Source organism: Georgenia wangjunii, from assembly GCF_036421975.1.
Taxonomy (GTDB): Bacteria; Actinomycetota; Actinomycetes; order Actinomycetales; family Actinomycetaceae; genus Georgenia_A; species Georgenia_A wangjunii.
Genome location: NZ_JAZGON010000014.1, coordinates 22,808 through 40,593, shown reverse-complemented (window position 1 = coordinate 40,593; position 17,786 = coordinate 22,808). Strand labels below are relative to the sequence as shown.

Here is a 17,786-nt window from a genome sequence, read left to right as displayed (position 1 = left end):
GGCGGCTGAGATACTGGGGGCTCAGGCGGTGCGACGCGAAAGGTGCAGACGTGAGCTCGAGGAACATCCCGCCCGCCGACGAGGCGGAGCGCAAGGCCCGGCGGACGTGGGGGTTCTACCGCGTCATGGCGTTCGTCACAGGCGTCATGCTCCTCCTCCTCACCGCCGAGATGATCCTCGTCTACCTCGTCGGCGTCGGGCCCGACGTCGAGTCGGCCATCGCGTGGATCCCGTTCGTCCACGGCTGGATCTACGTCGTCTACGTCGTCGCCGTCTTCAACCTGTGGTCGGCGATGCGGTGGAGCCTCGGGCGCGTCGCCGCGCTCGTCGCGGCCGGCGTCGTCCCCGTCCTCTCCTTCGTCATGGAGCGCCGGGCGCGGGCATGGTTCGAGGCGGACCTGCCGGCCCTGGTCGAGCGGACCCGAGCGCGCACTACCCTGAACCGGTGAGCACCGACCCCACCGCGCCCACGACCGCCGAGCTCGCCGCCACACCCCGGCCTGTCCTCGTCGTCGACTTCGGCGCCCAGTACGCCCAGCTCATCGCCCGCCGCGTGCGCGAGGCCAACGTCTACTCCGAGGTCGTGCCCCACACGCTCGGCGTCGACGAGATCATCGCGAAGGACCCCGCCGCGATCATCCTCTCCGGAGGCCCGGCGTCGGTGTACGCCGAGGATGCCCCCGGCGTCGACCCCGCGCTCTTCGAGGCCGGCGTCCCCGTCCTGGGCATCTGCTACGGCTTCCAGGCCATGGCCGGTGCGCTCGGCGGCACCGTCGCCCGCACCGGCGTGCGCGAGTACGGCTCGACCGTCGTCGAGCTGAGCGCGTCCGGCTCGCTCCTCGCGGACTCGCCGACGCAGCAGACGGTGTGGATGAGCCACGGCGACTCGGTCCAGGCCGCACCGGAGGGCTTCGACGTCCTCGCGACGTCGCCGGGCTCGCCGGTGGCGGCCTTCGAGGACCGCTCGCGCCGCCTCTACGGCCTCCAGTGGCACCCCGAGGTCAAGCACTCGGTCCTCGGCCAGGCCGCGCTCGAGCACTTCCTCTTCGACGGCGCGGGCCTCGAGCCCACGTGGACGCCGGGCAGCGTCATCGCCGAGCAGGTCGCGGCGATCCGCGCCCAGGTCGGCAGCGCGCGGGTCGTCTGCGGGCTATCCGGCGGCGTCGACTCCTCGGTGGCGGCGGCGCTCGTCCAGAAGGCGGTCGGTGACCAGCTCACGTGCGTCTTCGTCGACCACGGCCTCCTGCGCGCGGGCGAGGCCGAGCAGGTCGAGGAGGACTTCGTCGCCGCGACCGGCGTCAACCTCAAGGTCGTCGACGCGGCCGAGCAGTTCCTCACCGCCCTCGCCGGGGTGAGCGACCCCGAGACGAAGCGGAAGATCATCGGCCGTGAGTTCATCCGGGTCTTCGAGCAGGCCGCCCGCGAGGTCGTCGCGGAGGCCGGTGCCGACGAGGAGGTCAAGTTCCTCGTCCAGGGCACGCTCTACCCCGACGTCGTCGAGTCCGGCGGCGGCGAGGGAGCGGCGAACATCAAGTCTCACCACAACGTCGGTGGCCTGCCCGACGACCTCCAGTTCGAGCTCGTCGAGCCGCTGCGCGCCCTCTTCAAGGACGAGGTCCGCGCCGTCGGCCTCGAGCTCGGCGTCCCCGAGGGCATCGTCTGGCGCCAGCCGTTCCCCGGCCCCGGCCTCGGCATCCGCATCATCGGCGAGGTGACGGCCGAGCGCCTCGAGATCCTCCGCGCCGCCGACGCCATCGCGCGCGAGGAGCTGACCGCCGCCGGGCTCGACCGCGACATCTGGCAGTGCCCCGTCGTGCTCCTCGCCGACGTCCGCTCGGTCGGCGTCCAGGGTGACGGGCGCACGTACGGCCACCCCGTCGTGCTGCGGCCCGTGTCCTCCGAGGACGCGATGACGGCCGACTGGTCCCGCGTGCCGTACGACGTCCTCGCGAGGATCTCGAACCGCATCACGAACGGGGTGCCCGAGGTCAACCGCGTGGTGCTCGACGTGACGAGCAAGCCGCCGGGCACGATCGAGTGGGAGTGAGCCGCTAGCGAGCGGGTGCTCACGCCCCGGCGCGGCGGTACATGTCCTCCGTCGCGCCGAGCACCGTGGCCCACGTCGTCGTCGGCGGGACGGTGCGGTTGTGCGCGGTGATCCGCCCGAGGAGCGCGCGGTCGGTGACGAGCCGGGCGAGCTGGTGGGCTAGGGCCGCGTCGTCGTCGGCGAGGAGCCCGTCCACCCCCTCGGTGAGGAGCTCGGCCGCTCCGGACTGGGCGCGCGAGACGATCGCGAGGCCGGCGGCCTGAGCCTCCTGGACGGCGACGCTGAAGGCGTCCTGGACGCCCGGCGCGAGGTAGACGTCGGCGCGGCGGTAGAGCTCGATGAGGTCGGCTCGGCTCAGGCGCCCCGGGAGGTGGACCCACCCGGTCATGCCGTGCTCGGCGAGGAACGCCTCGGCGTCGCCGAGCTGAGGGCCGGCGCCGGCGATCGTCACCTCGAGCGCGTCGTCGGGCAGGAGCTCACCGGCCCGGCGCAGCGCCTCGAGCAGCGGCATCATCCGCTTGCGCGGGGCGAAGCGCCCGGCGGTGACGGCGTGGACCGCGCTCGAGGCGCGGGGGAGCGGGGGGCGGCGCCACTCCGTGACGTCGACCCCGTTGCGCAGGACGTGGACCTCGGTGCCCGGCCGCGCCGCCCGGCGGACCGGGCGGGCGGCGAGCTCGGAGACGGCGGTGAGGGTGAGCGGCCAGCCCGACCAGCCGAGGAGGCGGTCGAGCGCCGCGTAGAACGGCACGGCCGTGCGCGGGCTCCACACGCTGTGCACCGTGACGACGGCGGGGATCCCCAGCCGGCCCACGAGCGGCATGACGGCCTGGGTCGACGGCGTGACGCCGCCCATGTGGAGGTGGACGACGTCGGGGCGGAGCCGGGTCAGCAGCCGGCGCGCGTGGGGGACGGGCCAGGGGTGCACGGGGACGCCCGCGGGCATACGGGCCGCCATGCGGTAGACGCGCACGCCGTCGTCGTCCTCCTGGCTGAGGCCGTGCCCGCCCCGCTCGCGCGGGGTCGCGGTGAGGATCCGCACGTCGTGGCCAGCGGCGCGCTGGTGCAGGGCGAGCTGGCGGACCTGGACCTCGATCCCGCCGAGGAGCGGCAGGTAGCAGTCCGTGACGTGGAGGATCCTCATGGCGAGGATCGTCCCACCCGGTGACGTCCGGAGCGCCCACGGTGTGACCCCGGGCACGCCCGCCGGCACCGGGACCATCGGCCCATAACGGGAGCAATCGCCCCTGACATGATCTTCACATCACGAGCTCACCGGCTCACCCGACGGCAGCGTGGCTGCCCGACCGTCCCCCGAAAGGACCGTTCTCATGAGCACCACCCGCCCCGGCACCGGAATCGCCAAGACCGCCGGCCTGCTCTCCCTCATCGCCGGGATCATCTTCGTCCTCGCCGGCGGCGTCACGTGGTTCGTCGTCAGCGACCAGCTCGCCGCCGAGGAGATCACGGTTCCCGAGGACGCGAACTTCCTCGCCGGGCGCGAGGTCGGCGGGCCCTTCACGGCGTACGCGCAGGCCGACATCATCAACCAGCACGCGCTCGCCGGCACCGACGGCCGAACCTACGCCGAGCTCGGCGCCGCGATGCGCGAGGTCGAGGAGGGCTCCCCCGAGCACGAGGAGCTCCAGGCCCAGCGTGACTCGGTCATGAACGCGTCCTTCCTGCGGGCGTCGCTCTTCACCTCCGTCGTCGCCTACGGCGTCGCCGCGCTCGTCATCGGCCTCGGGGTGCTGCTCGGCCTCGTCGGCCTCGCCCTCATGAACCTCGCCAAGGCGGCGCAGACGCCTGTCTACGCCGACGCGCCGCGGGACTACGACGCCGGTCGTGACACACGCCAGAGCTGATCCCCTGCGGCCCGGCGCGTCCCCGCGGGCCTCGTGGAGCCGCCCCGCGAGCGGCTCCACGAGCGGCCCCCGCACGGACGAGTGCGCCTCGACACGCGCAATGCGCCTGGTAGACCAGGCGCATCGCGCGTGTCGAGGCGCACTCACGTCGGGGGCGCGAGTCAGTCCTCGTCCCGGGCGGCCCAGGTGCCCCCGGTGCCGACCTCGGCCGGCTCGGATCCTCGGCCGGGCCGGACGAGCGCCTTGACGAGGAGCCCGACGCCGGCGACGGCGAGGAGCACGATGAGGACCGCCTGGAGGTCGAGGTCGACGCCGAGCCCGAGGGCCAGCACCGCCAGACCGGTCAGCGCGAGGAGGATGCCCCACACGATGGTGCCCGCGCGGGGCGTGGACGGCTCGTGGCTGCTCATGCTCATGACCTCTCCTCGATGATGACCTGACCGAAGCCGACCTCGACCTCGACGATGATGTCCGGCCCGGTCGCGGTCCCGGTGCCCTCCTGGACGACGACGACCTCGACGCCCATGCCGTTGCCGAGCGAGTCGCCACCGCGCGTGGCGTCCCCGGGCAGTGCGCCGCTGGGGACCGACCAGTCCGCGCCGAGGCGGCCGATGATCTCGCCGCCGGCGACGCTCGCGCGGACCTCGACGTCCGCGTCCTCGGGCACGAGGACGCGTGCGACCCCGAAGGCCACCTCGACGGGCACCTCGACCGTGCCGCGCGCGGTGCCCAGCTCGGTGAGGTCGACGGTCAGCTCGCCTGCGCCGAGCTCGTAGCCCTCACTGGCCTGGGGGCCCGTCGTCGGCCGGAACGTCGGGTCACCGGCGAGGGCGGACCCGGGGGAGCTGAGACCGCCCACCGTGCCGAGACCCGGCAGGACCGCGACGGCCGACGCCGTCGGGACGAGGACGATCGCGAGGACGAGGGCGAGCCCGCCGAGCGCTCCCTGCCGGCGCCCGCGCATCCCGCTGAGGACGACGCCGAGGCCGAGGAGCGCGAGGACGGTCCCCCCGACGACGAGCACGGGGTTGCCGTCGAGCGCGCCGGCGCGGTGCGCGAGGAGCAGGGCCGCCGTGGTGAGGAGGCAGAGCGCGAGGACGATGCTGACCGTCGTCGAGCTGGGGCCCGGGACGGGTGGGCGCGGCGGCACGGGCGGGACCGGTGGCACCACGGGAGGCGGGGCGCCCCCGTCATGGAAGAAGGGAGTGGTCGGCGGCTCGTAGCCGGGCCCGCCGTACGCGGACGCCCCGTCGCCCGGGGTCGGGACGTCGGACGGCGGCGCGTCGTGCAGCGGGTTGTCGAACGCGCGCGTCGGTGCGTCGGCGTCGGGCGCGGGGCCGGCCGGCGCGGGCGGGTACGTCGTCATCGGGTAGCTCTCTCCAGCGGTCGGGGCGGGCGGCGGCGTGGTCCACGCGGCGGGTGCGGGCGGCGCCGTCCACGCGGCGGCGCCGTACGGGGTGGTCGGGTCGTGCGGGTGCGTGGGCGGCGTGGTCCGCGCACCGCGGGCGGAGACGACGGCGGCGACGGTGAGGCCGATGAGCACGAGCACCCACACCGCCCCCCAGCCGTTGCCGGGGAAGTCCCACCAGAAGACGGGCCGCGAGATACCGATGATGAAGACGGCGATGGCCCCGGCGAGGGCGGCGTCGACGTGGCCGCGCATCGCCTGCTGGAGGTGGATGCGCCCGTCGCGCGCCTCGGGCAGGAGCGCCCAGCCCGCGCCGTAGAGGATGAGTCCGAGTCCGCCGAAGAACGTGAGGACGACGAGGAGACCACGCACGAGCGCCGGGTCGATGCCGAGGCGCTGGGCGGTCCCGGCGGCGACGCCGCCGACCCAGCGGTCGTCGGTGCGCCAGATGCCGGTGCGGCGCAGGGAGTCGAAGAAGGAGTCGCCGCCGGAGGGCCGGGGCGGTGGGGGCGCCGGGGCCGCCGGCGGGTCGTGGTGCGGTGTCGTGTCCATGCCATCGAGCCAACCGCGCCGAGGTGCCCCGCCGCTATGGGGGACCCCCCTGATCCGACCCTGGATCGTGCCACCGCCGCGGCGGGGCTCACCCTGAGATCCGGGCCGAGGGCTCCCGCTGGTGCCCGGCCCGTGTGACGATTCCGGGGTGAGTGCCACCCCGATGCCCGCCCCGCCGCGGCTGCCGCTGCGCCGTCCCGACCGGGGGCGGCGCGTGGCGGGCGTGTGCCGCGGCGTCGCCGCCCATCTCGACCTCCCGGTCGAGCGGGTCCGCCTCGCCTTCGCCCTCGCTACGCTGGCGTTCGGCGCCGGCGCGATGATGTACGTGTGGCTGTGGCTCTTCGTGCCGCCCGGGGACCCGGCGGCCGCGGCGGCCGAGGCCCGGCCGGCGGCCGGTGCGCGCCTGGCGCCGCGGCTGCGGACGATGAGCCGTGCCGTCTCGCTCGGCGACGTCGTCCTCGCCCTCCTGCTCATCCTCGCCGCCGTGCTCCTCGTCCTGTGGCGGGCCGGGATCACGCTGCCCAGCCCGTGGCTCGTCCCGGCGCTCGTCGCGGTGGGCGGGGCGGGGCTCGTGTGGAGCCAGCTCGACAGCTCCCTCCCCGGCGCTGCGGCGTCCCGCCCGCGCCGGGCCGCGAGCGTCCTGCGCGTCGTCGGGGGCCTGCTCCTCGCGCTGGTCGGCACGCTCCTGCTGCTCGGGCGGGGCGAGGGACTCGCCGAGCTCCTGGGCGGCACCGTGGCGGGGGCGGCGATCCTCGGCGGTGCGGCGCTCGTCCTCGCGCCGCTGTGGCTGCGCCTCGTGCGGGACCTCGGCGCGGAGCGCGCGGCCCGCGCCCGGGAGGCCGAGCGGGCGGACATCGCGGCGCACCTGCACGACTCCGTGCTCCAGACGCTCTCGCTCATCCGCTCCCGCGCCGGCGATGCCGACCAGGTGGCGCGGCTCGCCCGGGCCCAGGAGCGACAGCTCCGGGAGTGGCTCTACGCGGACCGCCCGGCTGCCGGCACCTCGGTCGCCGCCGCGGTGCGCCAGGTGGCCGCCGAGGTCGAGGACCTGCACGGGGTCGCCGTCGACGTCGTCACCGCGGGCGACCGCGAGCCCGACGACGCGACGGCACCCCTCCTCGCCGCGACCCGGGAGGCGCTGACGAACGCCGCCGTCCACGGCGCGCCCCCGGTCTCGCTCTACGTCGAGGTGGGTGAGGGTGCGACGGAGGTCTTCGTCCGGGACCGCGGTGCGGGGTTCGACCTCGCGGCCGTCCCGGCGGACCGGCACGGCGTGCGCGAGTCGATCATCGAGCGGCTCGAGCGGCACGGCGGCACCGCGCGGATCCGCTCCGGCGGTGGGACCGGGCTCGTCGGGACCGAGGTGCGGCTGAGCATGCCCGCAGCGGGCGCCCGGGCCTGAGCCCGCCCACGGGGCGGGGGCGGGCTGCGAGGATGGCGGCATGAGCGAGCCCGCGACCCCGCAGTACCGCGTCGTCATCGTCGACGACCACTCGATGGTCCGCACCGGCGTGCGGACCGAGCTGGCGGCCCAGGCGAGCGACATCGTCGTCGTCGGGGAGGCGGCCGACGTCGCCGGGGGGATCACCGTCGTCCGGGAGCACGTGCCGGACGTCGTCCTCCTCGACGTCCACCTGCCCGGCGGGCGCGGGGGCGGCGGGAGCGAGGTCATCGCCGGGTGCGCGGACGTCGCGACGCGCTTCCTCGCCCTGTCCGTCTCGGACTCGAGCGAGGACGTCGTCGGCGTCATCCGCGCCGGCGCACGTGGCTACGTGACGAAGGCCATCGCCCCGGTCGATCTCGCCGACGCCGTGCGCCGCGTGGCCGGCGGTGACGCCGTCTTCTCCCCGCGGCTCGCGGGCTTCGTCCTCGACTCCTTCGGCACAGGTGCGGCGGACGTCGCCACGACCGACGACGAGCTCGACCGCCTCTCCGCGCGCGAGCAGGAGGTCATGCGCCTCATCGCCCGCGGCTACTCCTACCGGGAGGTCGCGAGCGAGCTCTTCATCTCGATCAAGACCGTCGAGACCCATGTCTCGGCCGTCCTGCGCAAGCTCCAGCTCTCCTCCCGCTACGAGCTCACCCGCTGGGCGGCGGCCCGCCGGCTCATCTAGCTCCTGAGGCGCGCCGAGCGCTCGGCGACCGACCTTTGGTGACGACCTGTCAGGAAAGCCGCCTAGGCTGGGCGGCATGGATTTCCTCTACCACCTCGTCCTCGTCCTCCACATCCTCGGCTGGGCGATCGTCCTCGGCGGGACGCTCGTCAACCTCCGCCCGCCGCGCATCGCCAAGGGGGTCCTCCACGGCGCGCTCACCGCGCTCGTCACCGGCCTCATCATGGTGGGGCTCGCCGAGGCTGTGCTCGACGGCGACGTCAACCACATGAAGATCGGCATCAAGCTCGTCGTCACGCTCGTCGTCACCGCGCTCGTCGTCGTCGCGAGCCGCAAGGACGCGGACAAGGTGAGCACCGGCATGGTCGGGGGCATCGCTGGCCTCACCGTGCTCAACATCGCCATCGCCGTCCTCTGGCGCTAACGTCGCCGGCATGACGCACGAGCCCCCGACCGCGCCCCTGCCCACCTGATGGGCGCCCTCGGTGAGGGGCTCGTCGTCCTGGCCGTCCTCGTCGGGCTCGTCGGGGCGGTCGTCCAGGTCATCCCCGGCAGCCTCATCGTGCTGGCCGCCGTGCTCGTGTGGGCGTTCGTCACCGGCGGGACCGTCGGGTGGACCGTCGGCGTCGTCGCGACCGTCGCGGTGGCCGTCGCCGCCGTCGCGAAGTACGTCCTCGCCGGGCGCTACCTCGGGCGGGGCGGCGTGCCGGGCCGCACGCTCGTCGTCGGTGGAGTGCTCGGCGTCGTCGGGTTCTTCGTCATCCCCGTCGTCGGGCTGCCCATCGGCTTCGTCCTCGGGGTCTACCTCATGGAGAGCGCGCGACTGCGGGAGCAGGGAGCCGCGTGGCGCTCGACGTGGCTCGCGATGAAGGCGACCGGCCTGACGATCCTCGTCGAGCTCGCCGGTGCCCTCGTCGCGACCGGGGCGCTCCTCATCGGCATGTGGCGCACCTGACCCGTCCACCTCCCCCGTCGCGGTCCCCAGGGGCGCCGGAGTGTCAGTGCGAGCGCTTACGCTTGAAGGCGCCATGACATCTCTGTTCGACAACCTCCCGCTCCCCGGTCTCGAGGGCCTCGCGACCCTCCCGGCCGCCGTCCTGCCGCGCACGGACGACGACGTCCCAGCCGAGCGTCCCGGTGGCTCCCGCGGCCGTGGCGCGAGTGGCGGCGGCAGCGCGGGCGGCAGTGCCGGTGCCGCCGCCGACGGGAGCAGCGAGGCCGCGGCCCTCCTCGAGGGGCTCAACCCGCAGCAGCGCGCCGCCGTCGTCCACGCCGGCGGCCCGCTCCTCATCATCGCGGGCGCCGGCTCGGGCAAGACCCGCGTCCTCACGCACCGCGTCGCCCACCTCCTCGCGACCCGGCGCGCGCGCCCGGGGGAGATCCTCGCCATCACCTTCACGAACAAGGCGGCGGGGGAGATGCGCGAGCGCGTCGAGGAGCTCGTCGGGCCCGCAGCCCGGAGCATGTGGGTCTCGACCTTCCACTCGGCGTGCGTGCGGATCCTGCGCCGCGAGCACGCGACCCTGGGGCTGCGCTCGAGCTTCTCCATCTACGACGCCGCGGACTCCCAGCGCCTCATGACGCTCGTGTGCCGCCAGCTCGACCTCGACCCCAAGCGCTACCCGCCGAAGATGTTCTCGCGCCGTGTCTCCGACCTCAAGAACGAGCTCGTCGACCCGGACGACTTCGCCGCCGGCGTCGCGGAGACCAACCCGTTCGACACGGCGCTCGCGCAGGCCTACCGCCTGTACAACGACCGCCTGCGCCAGGCGCACGCGCTCGACTTCGACGACCTCATCATGACGACGGTCAGCCTCCTCCAGGCGTTCCCGGCCGTCGCCGAGCACTACCGGCGCCGGTTCCGGCACGTCCTCGTCGACGAGTACCAGGACACCAACCACGCCCAGTACGTCCTCGTCCGCGAGCTCGCCGGCGTGGGGGACACCTCCAGCAACGACCTGCCCGACGTGCCGCCCGCCGAGCTCACGGTCGTCGGTGACGCGGACCAGTCGATCTACGCCTTCCGCGGCGCGACGATCCGCAACATCCTCGAGTTCGAGGTCGACTACCCGCACGCGACGACGATCCTCCTCGAGCAGAACTACCGCTCGACCCAGACGATCCTCTCCGCCGCCAACGCCGTCATCTCGCGCAACCCCGGCCGGCGGGCGAAGAACCTGTGGACGGACTCGGGCTCGGGTCCCCAGGTGGTCGGCTACGTCGCGGACTCCGAGCACGAGGAGGCGCGCTTCATCGCCGAGGAGATCGACCGCCTCGGGGACTCCGACGGCGTGCGCCCGGCCGACGTCGCCGTCTTCTACCGCACGAACGCCCAGTCGCGGGCGCTCGAGGAGGTGCTCATCCGCGTCGGCATCCCCTACAAGGTGGTCGGCGGGACGCGCTTCTACGAGCGGCGTGAGATCAAGGACGCGCTCGCCTACCTCCGGGCCGTCGCCAACCCCGACGACGCCGTCAACCTGCGCCGGATCCTCAACGTCCCCAAGCGCGGGCTCGGGGACCGCGCCGAGGCCATGCTCGCCGCCCATGCCGAGCGGGAGCGCATCTCCTTCGGCGCGGCCATCGAGCACGCGGCGGCGGCCGACGGCGCGGCGCCCGAGGTCCTCGGCCTCGCCACCCGCGGGCGCACGCAGGTCCGCGTGTTCGCCGACCTCATGCGCGGGCTGCGCGACCTCGCCGCCTCCGGCGCGGGGCCGGCGGAGATCCTCGACGCGGCCCTCGACCGCTCGGGCTACCTCGCCGAGCTGCGGGCGAGCGAGGACCCCCAGGACGCCTCCCGGGTGGAGAACCTCGCCGAGCTGCACGCGGTCGCCGCCGAGTTCTCCGAGCTCGACCCCGAGGGGGAGCTCGGTGACTTCCTCGAGCGCGTCGCCCTCGTCGCGGACTCGGACCAGATCCCCGACGCGGGCGCGGCCGACCAGGGGCAGGTCACCCTCATGACGGTCCACACGGCCAAGGGTCTCGAGTTCCCGGTCGTCTTCATCACCGGCCTCGAGGACGGCACGTTCCCGCACCAGCGCTCGCTCGCCGACACCGAAGAGCTCGCGGAGGAGCGGCGGCTCGCCTACGTCGCCCTCACGCGCGCCCAGCAGCGCCTCTACCTCTCGCGCGCGGCGGTGCGCACCGCGTTCGGGATGCCGCAGGAGCTGCCCGCGAGCCGTTTCCTCTCCGACATCCCCACCGACCTCCTCGACTGGCGCCGCGAGGCGTCCTCGATGGACGCGCTGCGTTCCGGCACGGGCGGAGGCTGGCGCTCCGGCTGGGGCGGGCGGTCCGACCGCGCCGGCGCGCCGTCGGGGCCTGGCGGCTCCGGCGCCCGCAGCGGCGCCGTCCGCACCACCCGGCAGGGCGCCGGGGAGAAGACGCCGAGCTTCGGGTCGGCCACCCCGCGCGCCGACGTGCCGGACCTCGACGTGGGGGACAAGGTCACCCACGACGCGTACGGCATGGGGACGGTCATCGCCATGGAGGGCGCGGGCGCGAGCTCGGTCGCCAAGATCGACTTCGGCGGCGGCAACACGAAGCGCCTCCTCCTGCGCTACTCGCCCGTCACGAAGCTCTAGCGGGGCACGTCCGCCCCGCGGGACCGGCGCGCCGCGCCGGGATCTGCGCCTCCGCGTCCCTACGCTCGGGACAAGGCGGAGGGAGTGGTCCATGAGCGCGACGTCGACGCTCGCGCGGCCGCGCGGGCAGGCACCGCGCGCCGCCACCTCGCGGCCTCCCGCTGCGGCGGACCCGCGGGCACCCCGGTCGCGCGCCTCGAGCCGCATCGAGGGGCTCGACGGGATCCGGGCGCTGGCGATCGTCGCCGTCCTCGTCTACCACCTGCGTCCGACGTCCCTACCGGGCGGCTTCCTCGGCGTCGACGTCTTCTTCGTCCTCAGCGGGTTCCTCATCACGACGCTCCTCCTGCGCGAGATGCGCACGAGGGGCCGCCTGGACCTGCCGCGGTTCTGGGTGCGCCGCGCCCGCCGGCTCCTGCCGGCCCTCGTGACCGTCGTCGCCGTCAGCGTGAGCGCGGCGGCGCTCGTGGGCGGGGACCTCCTCGTCAACATCGGCCGCCAGGCGCTCGGCGCCCTCACCTTCTCGAACAACTGGCTCGAGATCGGGGCCGGGTCGAGCTACTTCGCCCGCACCTCGCCCCTGCTCTTCGTCAACTTCTGGTCCCTCGCGGTCGAGGAGCAGTTCTACCTCCTGTGGCCCGTGCTCCTCGTCCTCGTCCTCGCGTTCACGGCCACGGTGCGCCAGCGCGTCGCGGCCGCCCTCACCGCCGCCGCGCTCTCCGCGGGCGCCATGGCGCTCCTCTTCACCCCGGGCGAGGACGCGACCCGCGTCTACTACGGCACCGACACCCACCTCTTCGGGCTCATGATCGGCGTCGCGCTCGCGTTCGCCTGGGGCGCGCCCGGCGGGTGGCTGCGCTCGGCGTGGTGGCGCCGGCTGCGGGGCCTCGCCGCCCTCGCGGCCCTCGCCGGGCTCATCGCGCTCATGCTCGGCCTGCGCGAGGACCTCACCGGGACGTTCCGCGGCGGCATCCTCGCTGCGTGCCTGCTCACGGCCGTGCTCATCGCCGCCCTGCTCGGGCCGTCCTCGACCTTCCAGCGCCTCATGCGGATCCCGGCGCTCGAGTGGGTGGGACAGCGCTCCTACGGCATCTACCTGTGGCACTGGCCGGTCATCCTCATCGTCACGGAGGCGCTGCCGGCGACGACGTACGACTCCGGCTGGAGCTGGACGGTGCGTGGGCTCGCCCTCGTCCTCACCCTCGTGATCTCGGCGGCCTCGTACCGCTGGGTCGAGATGCCCGTGCGGGAGGCCGGCTTCCGGGCGAGCGCGGCCGCCGCCGGGCGCGCCCTCGCCGGGCCACGCTCGCGGGGCCCGCGCATCGCGGCCGCCGTGGTGGTGATCCTCCTCGCCGGCAGCGCTGTGGCCATCGCCACGGCGCCCACGTCCTCCCGGACCCAGGCGCAGATCGAGGCGGGGGAGAGCATCGTCGCCGCGTCGGAGGCCGCGGAGGCCGCCAGCGCAGCCGCTCCTGCCGCGGACCTCGACACCTCGATGCCGACCGGGGAAGAGATCACCGCCTTCGGGGACTCGATCGTCGTGACGAGCGCGCACGGCCTCACCGACCGGTTCCCGGGCATCGCGCTCGACGCCGAGTCGAACCGGCAGTGGCCTGCGGGCCGGGCGGCCGTCGAGGCACAGGTAGCGGCCGGGACCGTGCGCCGCGCCGTCGTCCTCGACTTCGGCACGAACGCCGGCGTGCGCGAGCCCGACGTCGTGCGCGCCACCCTCGACGCGCTCGGACCGGAGCGGATGGTCGTCGTCGTCAACCTCTACGGCGGCAGCTACTGGGTGCCGGAGGCGAACGCGACGCTCGCGGACGTCGTCGCGGAGTACCCGAACGTGATCATCGCCGACTGGTACTCCGCGATCGACGCCGTGCCCCACATGCTCCAGTCCGACGGCATCCACCCCGACATCGACGGCGGCCTCCTCTACGCGGACGTCGTGGCGGACGCGTTCGCCGAGCTGTCCGCACGGCTGGGCGGGTAGCGCCGCCGCGGGCAGGATGGCTCCCATGAGCGAACCGAGCACGTGGGCCGAGATCACCCGGGCGAACCCCGAGCACTCCACCTGGTACGTCGAGCGCTTCCGGGCGATGGCCGCTGCCGGCGCCGACCTCGTCGGTGAGGCGCGGCTCGTCGACGCCCTCGTCCCGCCCGGGGCCCGCATCCTCGACGCCGGCTGCGGGCCCGGCCGCCACGGCGGCTACCTCGCGGGTCTCGGCCACGACGTCGTCGGGGTGGACGTCGATCCCGTCCTCGTCGCCGCGGCGAAGGAGGACCACCCCGGCGCGACGTGGCTCGTCGGAGACCTCGCCGAGCTCGACCTGCCCGCCCGCGGCATCACCGAGGGGTTCGACGCGATCCTCTGCGCCGGCAACGTCATGGCCTTCCTCGCCCCGGGCACCCGCCGGGAGGTGCTGCGGCGGATGGCCGTCCACCTCCGTCCCGACGGCCGCGCGGCGATCGGCTTCGGCGCCGGGCGCGGGTACGACTTCGACGAGTTCCTCGACGACGCGCGGGTCAGCGGGCTCGTCCCGGACCTGCTGCTGTCCACGTGGGACCTGCGCCCCTACGTCGAGGGCGCCGGCTTCCTCGTCGCCCTGCTGCGCCGGGCCTGACCGGGGCGGTACTCGTACCACCACGCGAAGAGCGCCGTCGCGAGGAGCAGCTCCGCGACGTCCCCGCCGTAGTACATCCACTGTGCGGCCGCCTCGCCGGCCGGGTCGCCCGCCCGCGCGTAGAGCAGCTTCGCGAGGAACGCGTGCGCGCCCGCGGAGAGGAGCAGCACGCCCACCCGGACGCCCATGCCGGGCCGGCGCGGGGCGGGGTCGGGCCCGGCGATCGCCCACGTGTAGAGGGCGCCCGCGAGGACGAGGTGGACGTTGAGGGCGGTGTGGACGACGGGCTCGGTGAGGGTGAGCGCGTAGAGCGGGGTGAGGTAGAGGACGAAGAGGCTGCCCGTGGCCAGCACCGCCGCGACGCCCGGGTGGGAGAGCACGTGGACGCCTCGCTGGCGCAGGACCGCGGTCACCCGTCGGGCGGTCGGGGGCTCTGAAGCACCGAGGAGGAGCGAGACCGGCGCGGCGAGGACGAGCGCGAGCGGCGCGTACATGCCGAGCACGAGGTGCTGGGCCATGTGCCCGCGCGGGTCGGCGTGGGCCCACGCCGAGGCCGGCGGGGACACCGCTGCCGCCACGAGGAGCGCGCCGAGCACCCAGCTCGCGGTGCGCCGAGGGTCCCACGGGCGCCCGCGCCGGCGCCGGTAGGCGCGGGCGCCGGCGCCGTACGCGGCGAGGAGCGCGAGCGCGAGGAGCGCGGGCACGAGCCAGGCGGCGAGGCCACTTCCAGCGCCGGCGGCGTGGGCCGCGTGGTCGGCGGAGGTGCGGACGGCGGCGCCGATACCGATCGTCACGCCGCCGCCCGGGCGACGACCACCGTCGCCGTCACCGTCCCTCCTGCCCGGCCTCCCGGCGGGAGCCGAGGAGGAGGACGAGCCCGACGACGAGCAGGGCTCCGCCCGCGAGGTTCCACGCGAGGTCGTACGGGAGGAGGTCGACGCCGTACCGGACCTGGTGCAGACCGAGGACCTTGTGGTTGACGAGCCCGTCGAAGAGCTGGAAGCCGCCGAGGCCGAGGAAGAGCCCGGCGAGGGCGGAGCGCGGTGCGAGCGCCCGGCGGCGGCGCAGGTCGGCGTAGAAGAAGAAGCCGGCGACGACGAGCACGAGCTCGGCCGCGTGGAGCAGCCCGTCGGACAGGAGGGCGACGTCGCTCGTCGAGCGGTCGTAGAAGTGGTGCCACGCGAGGACCTGGTGGAAGACGATCTCGTCGACGGCGGCCATGACCCCCACGCCGATCATCGCGCCGGACGCGAGCGACCGGCCGCGCTCGGACTGCCGACCGGCCATGGCGCCCTCCCCGTCGTCGTCTCGTGGCCACCGTAGGACGGGCCGGTGGCGCGCGCATCACACCGTCGCCGCCCGCCTCCGTTCGGTGCGTGCGGAAGCCGCGCGATAGGCTCACCCGAGCTGTCTCGCGTGTCGAGGCACCCAAATCTGTCGATGGAAGGACTCACCGGGGTGGACCTTTTCGAGTACCAGGCACGCGACGTGTTCGCCAAGCACGGTGTCCCCGTGCTGGGCGGCATCGTCGCCACGACTGCCGAGGAGGCGCGGGCCGCGGCCGAGCAGCTGGGCGGCGGCACCGTCGTCGTCAAGGCGCAGGTCAAGACCGGCGGCCGCGGCAAGGCGGGCGGCGTCAAGCTCGCCCACTCGCCCGCGGAGGCGGCCGAGAAGGCCGGCGAGATCCTCGGCATGGACATCAAGGGCCACACCGTCCACCGCGTCATGATCGCCGAGGGGGCGAAGATCGCCGAGGAGTTCTACTTCTCCGTGCTCCTCGACCGCTCCGAGCGGCGTTACCTCGCCATGGCGAGCGTCGAGGGCGGCGTCGAGATCGAGCAGCTGGCCGTCGAGCGCCCCGAGGCGCTCGCCCGCGTCGCCGTCGAGCCGGGCGTCGGCATCGACGAGGCCAAGGCCCGCGAGATCGTCGAGACGGCGGGCTTCGCGCCCGACGTCGCGGACGAGGTCGCCCGGGTCATCCAGACGCTGTGGACCGTCTACGTCGAGGAGGACGCCACCCTCGTCGAGGTCAACCCTCTCGTGCGGACCGAGGACGGGGCGATCATCGCCCTCGACGGCAAGGTGACGATCGACGAGAACGCCGCCTTCCGTCACGCCGACCACGCCGAGCTCGAGGACAAGGCCGCGGCCGACCCCCTCGAGGCCAAGGCGAAGGCCGCGGGCCTCAACTACGTCAAGCTCGACGGGCAGGTCGGCATCATCGGCAACGGCGCTGGGCTCGTCATGAGCACCCTCGACGTCGTCGCCTACGCGGGCGAGGCGCACGGGGTCCGCCCGGCGAACTTCCTCGACATCGGCGGCGGCGCCAACGCCGAGGTCATGGCGAACGGCCTCGACGTCATCCTCGGTGACGAGCAGGTCCGAAGCGTCTTCGTCAACGTCTTCGGCGGGATCACCGCCTGCGACGAGGTCGCCAAGGGCATCGTCCAGGCCCTTGAGATCCTCGGGGACAAGGCCACCAAGCCGCTCGTCGTCCGCCTGGACGGCAACTCCGTCGTCGAGGGGCGACGCATCCTCGACGAGGCCAGCCACCCCCTCGTGACGATGGTGGACACCATGGACGACGCCGCGGCCAAGGCCGCCGAGCTCGCCGCCGCGAAGTAAGGACGGGAACCCCAGCTATGTCGATCTTCCTCAACGCGGACTCGCGCGTCATCGTCCAGGGCATGACGGGTGCGGAGGGCCAGAAGCACACCCGCCGGATGCTCGGCGCCGGCACGCAGGTCGTCGGCGGCGTCAACCCCCGCAAGGCGGGCACGAGCGTCGACTTCGACGTCGAGCCCATCGGTCCGGGTGCGCAGGGGCGCACCGCCGGCACCGTCTCGATCCCGGTCTTCGGCTCCGTCGCGGAGGCGAAGGAGGCCACCGGCGCGGACGTCTCGGTCATCTTTGTCCCGCCGGCGCACACGAAGGGCGCCGTCATGGAGGCCGTCGACGCAGGGCTCCCCCTCGTCGTCATCATCACGGAGGGCGTGCCGGTCGCGGACTCCGCGGAGTTCTTCACCTACGCCCAGTCCAAGGGCGTGCGCCTCATCGGCCCGAACTGCCCAGGCATCATCAGCCCTGGGAAGTCGAACGTCGGCATCACCCCGGCGGACATCACGGACGCGGGCCCGATCGGCCTCGTCTCCAAGTCGGGCACGCTCACGTACCAGATGATGTACGAGCTCCGCGACATCGGCTTCACCACCGCCATCGGCATCGGCGGGGACCCGGTCATCGGCACGACGCACATCGACGCCCTCGCGGCGTTCGAGGCGGACCCGGACACCGAGGTCATCGTCATGATCGGTGAGATCGGCGGCGACGCCGAGGAGCGGGCCGCGGAGTTCATCAAGGCCAACGTGACGAAGCCGGTCGTCGGCTACGTCGCGGGCTTCACCGCCCCCGAGGGCAAGACGATGGGCCACGCCGGCGCCATCGTCTCCGGCTCCTCGGGCACGGCGGAGGCGAAGAAGGTCGCGCTCGAGGCCGCCGGGGTCAAGGTCGGCAAGACGCCGAGCGAGACCGCGCGCCTCGCCCGCGAGATCCTCGCCGGCTGAGCGCCCGGCACGGCGCCGATGGCGCCGTGCTTCCC

General features: G+C 74.3%; 17 protein-coding genes. 12 read left to right on the top strand and 5 right to left on the bottom strand.

Features of this window, described 5'->3' with window-relative positions; genetic code table 11:
- The first annotated feature begins 50 nt into the window (after positions 1–50).
- On the top strand, positions 51–449 hold the full coding sequence (locus V2J63_RS15260) for a DUF3817 domain-containing protein (RefSeq protein WP_331231848.1): 399 nt from the start codon (positions 51–53) through the stop codon (positions 447–449).
- Positions 446–2,047 carry a glutamine-hydrolyzing GMP synthase gene (guaA, locus tag V2J63_RS15255; protein ID WP_331231847.1) on the top strand — a complete coding sequence of 534 codons (1,602 nt, stop codon included), beginning with the start codon at positions 446–448 and terminating at the stop codon, positions 2,045–2,047. Before V2J63_RS15260 ends, guaA begins: the two co-directional genes overlap by 4 nt.
- Before the next feature lie 19 nt (positions 2,048–2,066).
- Here guaA and V2J63_RS15250 read toward each other — a convergent pair whose 3' ends face one another.
- Positions 2,067–3,188: a glycosyltransferase family 4 protein gene (locus V2J63_RS15250; protein WP_331231846.1), complete on the bottom strand. Its 1,122-nt coding sequence runs from the start codon at positions 3,186–3,188 to the stop codon at positions 2,067–2,069.
- A 187-nt stretch (positions 3,189–3,375) separates the two neighbouring features.
- Between V2J63_RS15250 and V2J63_RS15245 the strand changes: the two genes are divergently transcribed.
- Positions 3,376–3,909, top strand: a complete 534-nt coding sequence (locus V2J63_RS15245; RefSeq protein ID WP_331231845.1) for an aromatic ring-opening dioxygenase LigA — start codon at positions 3,376–3,378, stop codon at positions 3,907–3,909.
- 161 nt (positions 3,910–4,070) lie between these two features.
- Here V2J63_RS15245 and V2J63_RS15240 read toward each other — a convergent pair whose 3' ends face one another.
- Both V2J63_RS15240 and V2J63_RS15235 read right to left on the bottom strand, forming a co-directional pair.
- Positions 4,071–4,325, bottom strand: a complete 255-nt coding sequence (locus tag V2J63_RS15240; protein WP_331231844.1) for a hypothetical protein — start codon at positions 4,323–4,325, stop codon at positions 4,071–4,073.
- A complete protein-coding gene (locus V2J63_RS15235) occupies positions 4,322–5,869 on the bottom strand; it encodes a PspC domain-containing protein (RefSeq protein ID WP_331231843.1) in 1,548 nt (515 codons plus the stop codon). The genes V2J63_RS15240 and V2J63_RS15235 overlap by 4 nt, the downstream gene beginning before the upstream one ends.
- A gap of 148 nt (positions 5,870–6,017) precedes the next feature.
- Here V2J63_RS15235 and V2J63_RS15230 point away from each other — a divergent pair, with 148 nt between their 5' ends.
- From V2J63_RS15230 to V2J63_RS15200, 7 genes are all read left to right on the top strand, one after another.
- Positions 6,018–7,271: an ATP-binding protein gene (locus tag V2J63_RS15230; RefSeq protein WP_331231842.1), complete on the top strand. Its 1,254-nt coding sequence runs from the start codon at positions 6,018–6,020 to the stop codon at positions 7,269–7,271.
- A 40-nt stretch (positions 7,272–7,311) separates the two neighbouring features.
- The gene (locus tag V2J63_RS15225; RefSeq protein ID WP_331231841.1) at positions 7,312–7,983 is read left to right on the top strand and encodes a response regulator transcription factor; all 672 of its coding nucleotides are present in this window, start codon (positions 7,312–7,314) and stop codon (positions 7,981–7,983) included.
- A gap of 76 nt (positions 7,984–8,059) precedes the next feature.
- Positions 8,060–8,407 carry a hypothetical protein gene (locus tag V2J63_RS15220; protein ID WP_331231840.1) on the top strand — a complete coding sequence of 116 codons (348 nt, stop codon included), beginning with the start codon at positions 8,060–8,062 and terminating at the stop codon, positions 8,405–8,407.
- A 48-nt stretch (positions 8,408–8,455) separates the two neighbouring features.
- Positions 8,456–8,938 (top strand): DUF456 domain-containing protein, encoded by a 483-nt coding sequence (locus tag V2J63_RS15215; RefSeq protein WP_331231839.1) that lies wholly within the window; start codon positions 8,456–8,458, stop codon positions 8,936–8,938.
- 73 nt (positions 8,939–9,011) lie between these two features.
- Complete coding sequence (pcrA, locus tag V2J63_RS15210) at positions 9,012–11,564, top strand: DNA helicase PcrA (protein WP_331231838.1); 2,553 nt, start codon at positions 9,012–9,014, stop codon at positions 11,562–11,564.
- Between the two features lie 91 nt (positions 11,565–11,655).
- Entirely contained in the window at positions 11,656–13,557 is a 1,902-nt protein-coding gene (locus V2J63_RS15205) for an acyltransferase family protein (protein ID WP_331231837.1), read from the top strand.
- A 25-nt stretch (positions 13,558–13,582) separates the two neighbouring features.
- Complete coding sequence (locus V2J63_RS15200) at positions 13,583–14,188, top strand: class I SAM-dependent methyltransferase (RefSeq protein ID WP_331231836.1); 606 nt, start codon at positions 13,583–13,585, stop codon at positions 14,186–14,188.
- Here the strand turns inward: V2J63_RS15200 and V2J63_RS15195 are convergent.
- Together V2J63_RS15195 and V2J63_RS15190 are read right to left on the bottom strand one after the other, a co-directional pair.
- Positions 14,140–14,982, bottom strand: a complete 843-nt coding sequence (locus tag V2J63_RS15195) for a cytochrome c oxidase assembly protein (protein WP_331231835.1) — start codon at positions 14,980–14,982, stop codon at positions 14,140–14,142. The two genes, V2J63_RS15200 and V2J63_RS15195, sit on opposite strands and share 49 nt — an antisense overlap.
- 31 nt (positions 14,983–15,013) lie before the next feature.
- Positions 15,014–15,475, bottom strand: coding sequence for a DUF2243 domain-containing protein (locus tag V2J63_RS15190; protein WP_331231834.1), 462 nt, complete (start codon positions 15,473–15,475; stop codon positions 15,014–15,016).
- Between the two features lie 171 nt (positions 15,476–15,646).
- Here V2J63_RS15190 and sucC point away from each other — a divergent pair, with 171 nt between their 5' ends.
- Both sucC and sucD read left to right on the top strand, forming a co-directional pair.
- The gene (gene sucC / locus V2J63_RS15185) at positions 15,647–16,813 is read left to right on the top strand and encodes an ADP-forming succinate--CoA ligase subunit beta (protein ID WP_331231833.1); all 1,167 of its coding nucleotides are present in this window, start codon (positions 15,647–15,649) and stop codon (positions 16,811–16,813) included.
- A gap of 17 nt (positions 16,814–16,830) precedes the next feature.
- Positions 16,831–17,751 (top strand): succinate--CoA ligase subunit alpha, encoded by a 921-nt coding sequence (gene sucD / locus V2J63_RS15180; RefSeq protein WP_331231832.1) that lies wholly within the window; start codon positions 16,831–16,833, stop codon positions 17,749–17,751.
- Positions 17,752–17,786: the final 35 nt, after the last annotated feature.

What these genes read in the sequence shown, in the direction of transcription:
- V2J63_RS15220 (WP_331231840.1), top strand. Translation starts at nt 8,060, where the DNA reads ATGGATTTCCTCTACCACCTCGTCCTCGTCCTCCACATCCTCGGCTGG.
- V2J63_RS15200 (WP_331231836.1), top strand. Translation starts at nt 13,583, where the DNA reads ATGAGCGAACCGAGCACGTGGGCCGAGATCACCCGGGCGAACCCCGAG.
- V2J63_RS15235 (WP_331231843.1), bottom strand. Translation starts at nt 5,869, where the DNA reads ATGGACACGACACCGCACCACGACCCGCCGGCGGCCCCGGCGCCCCCA.
- V2J63_RS15245 (WP_331231845.1), top strand. Translation starts at nt 3,376, where the DNA reads ATGAGCACCACCCGCCCCGGCACCGGAATCGCCAAGACCGCCGGCCTG.
- V2J63_RS15205 (WP_331231837.1), top strand. Translation starts at nt 11,656, where the DNA reads ATGAGCGCGACGTCGACGCTCGCGCGGCCGCGCGGGCAGGCACCGCGC.
- sucD (WP_331231832.1), top strand. Translation starts at nt 16,831, where the DNA reads ATGTCGATCTTCCTCAACGCGGACTCGCGCGTCATCGTCCAGGGCATG.
- V2J63_RS15225 (WP_331231841.1), top strand. Translation starts at nt 7,312, where the DNA reads ATGAGCGAGCCCGCGACCCCGCAGTACCGCGTCGTCATCGTCGACGAC.
- pcrA (WP_331231838.1), top strand. Translation starts at nt 9,012, where the DNA reads ATGACATCTCTGTTCGACAACCTCCCGCTCCCCGGTCTCGAGGGCCTC.
- V2J63_RS15240 (WP_331231844.1), bottom strand. Translation starts at nt 4,325, where the DNA reads ATGAGCATGAGCAGCCACGAGCCGTCCACGCCCCGCGCGGGCACCATC.
- V2J63_RS15215 (WP_331231839.1), top strand. Translation starts at nt 8,456, where the DNA reads ATGGGCGCCCTCGGTGAGGGGCTCGTCGTCCTGGCCGTCCTCGTCGGG.
- V2J63_RS15250 (WP_331231846.1), bottom strand. Translation starts at nt 3,188, where the DNA reads ATGAGGATCCTCCACGTCACGGACTGCTACCTGCCGCTCCTCGGCGGG.
- V2J63_RS15190 (WP_331231834.1), bottom strand. Translation starts at nt 15,475, where the DNA reads ATGGCCGGTCGGCAGTCCGAGCGCGGCCGGTCGCTCGCGTCCGGCGCG.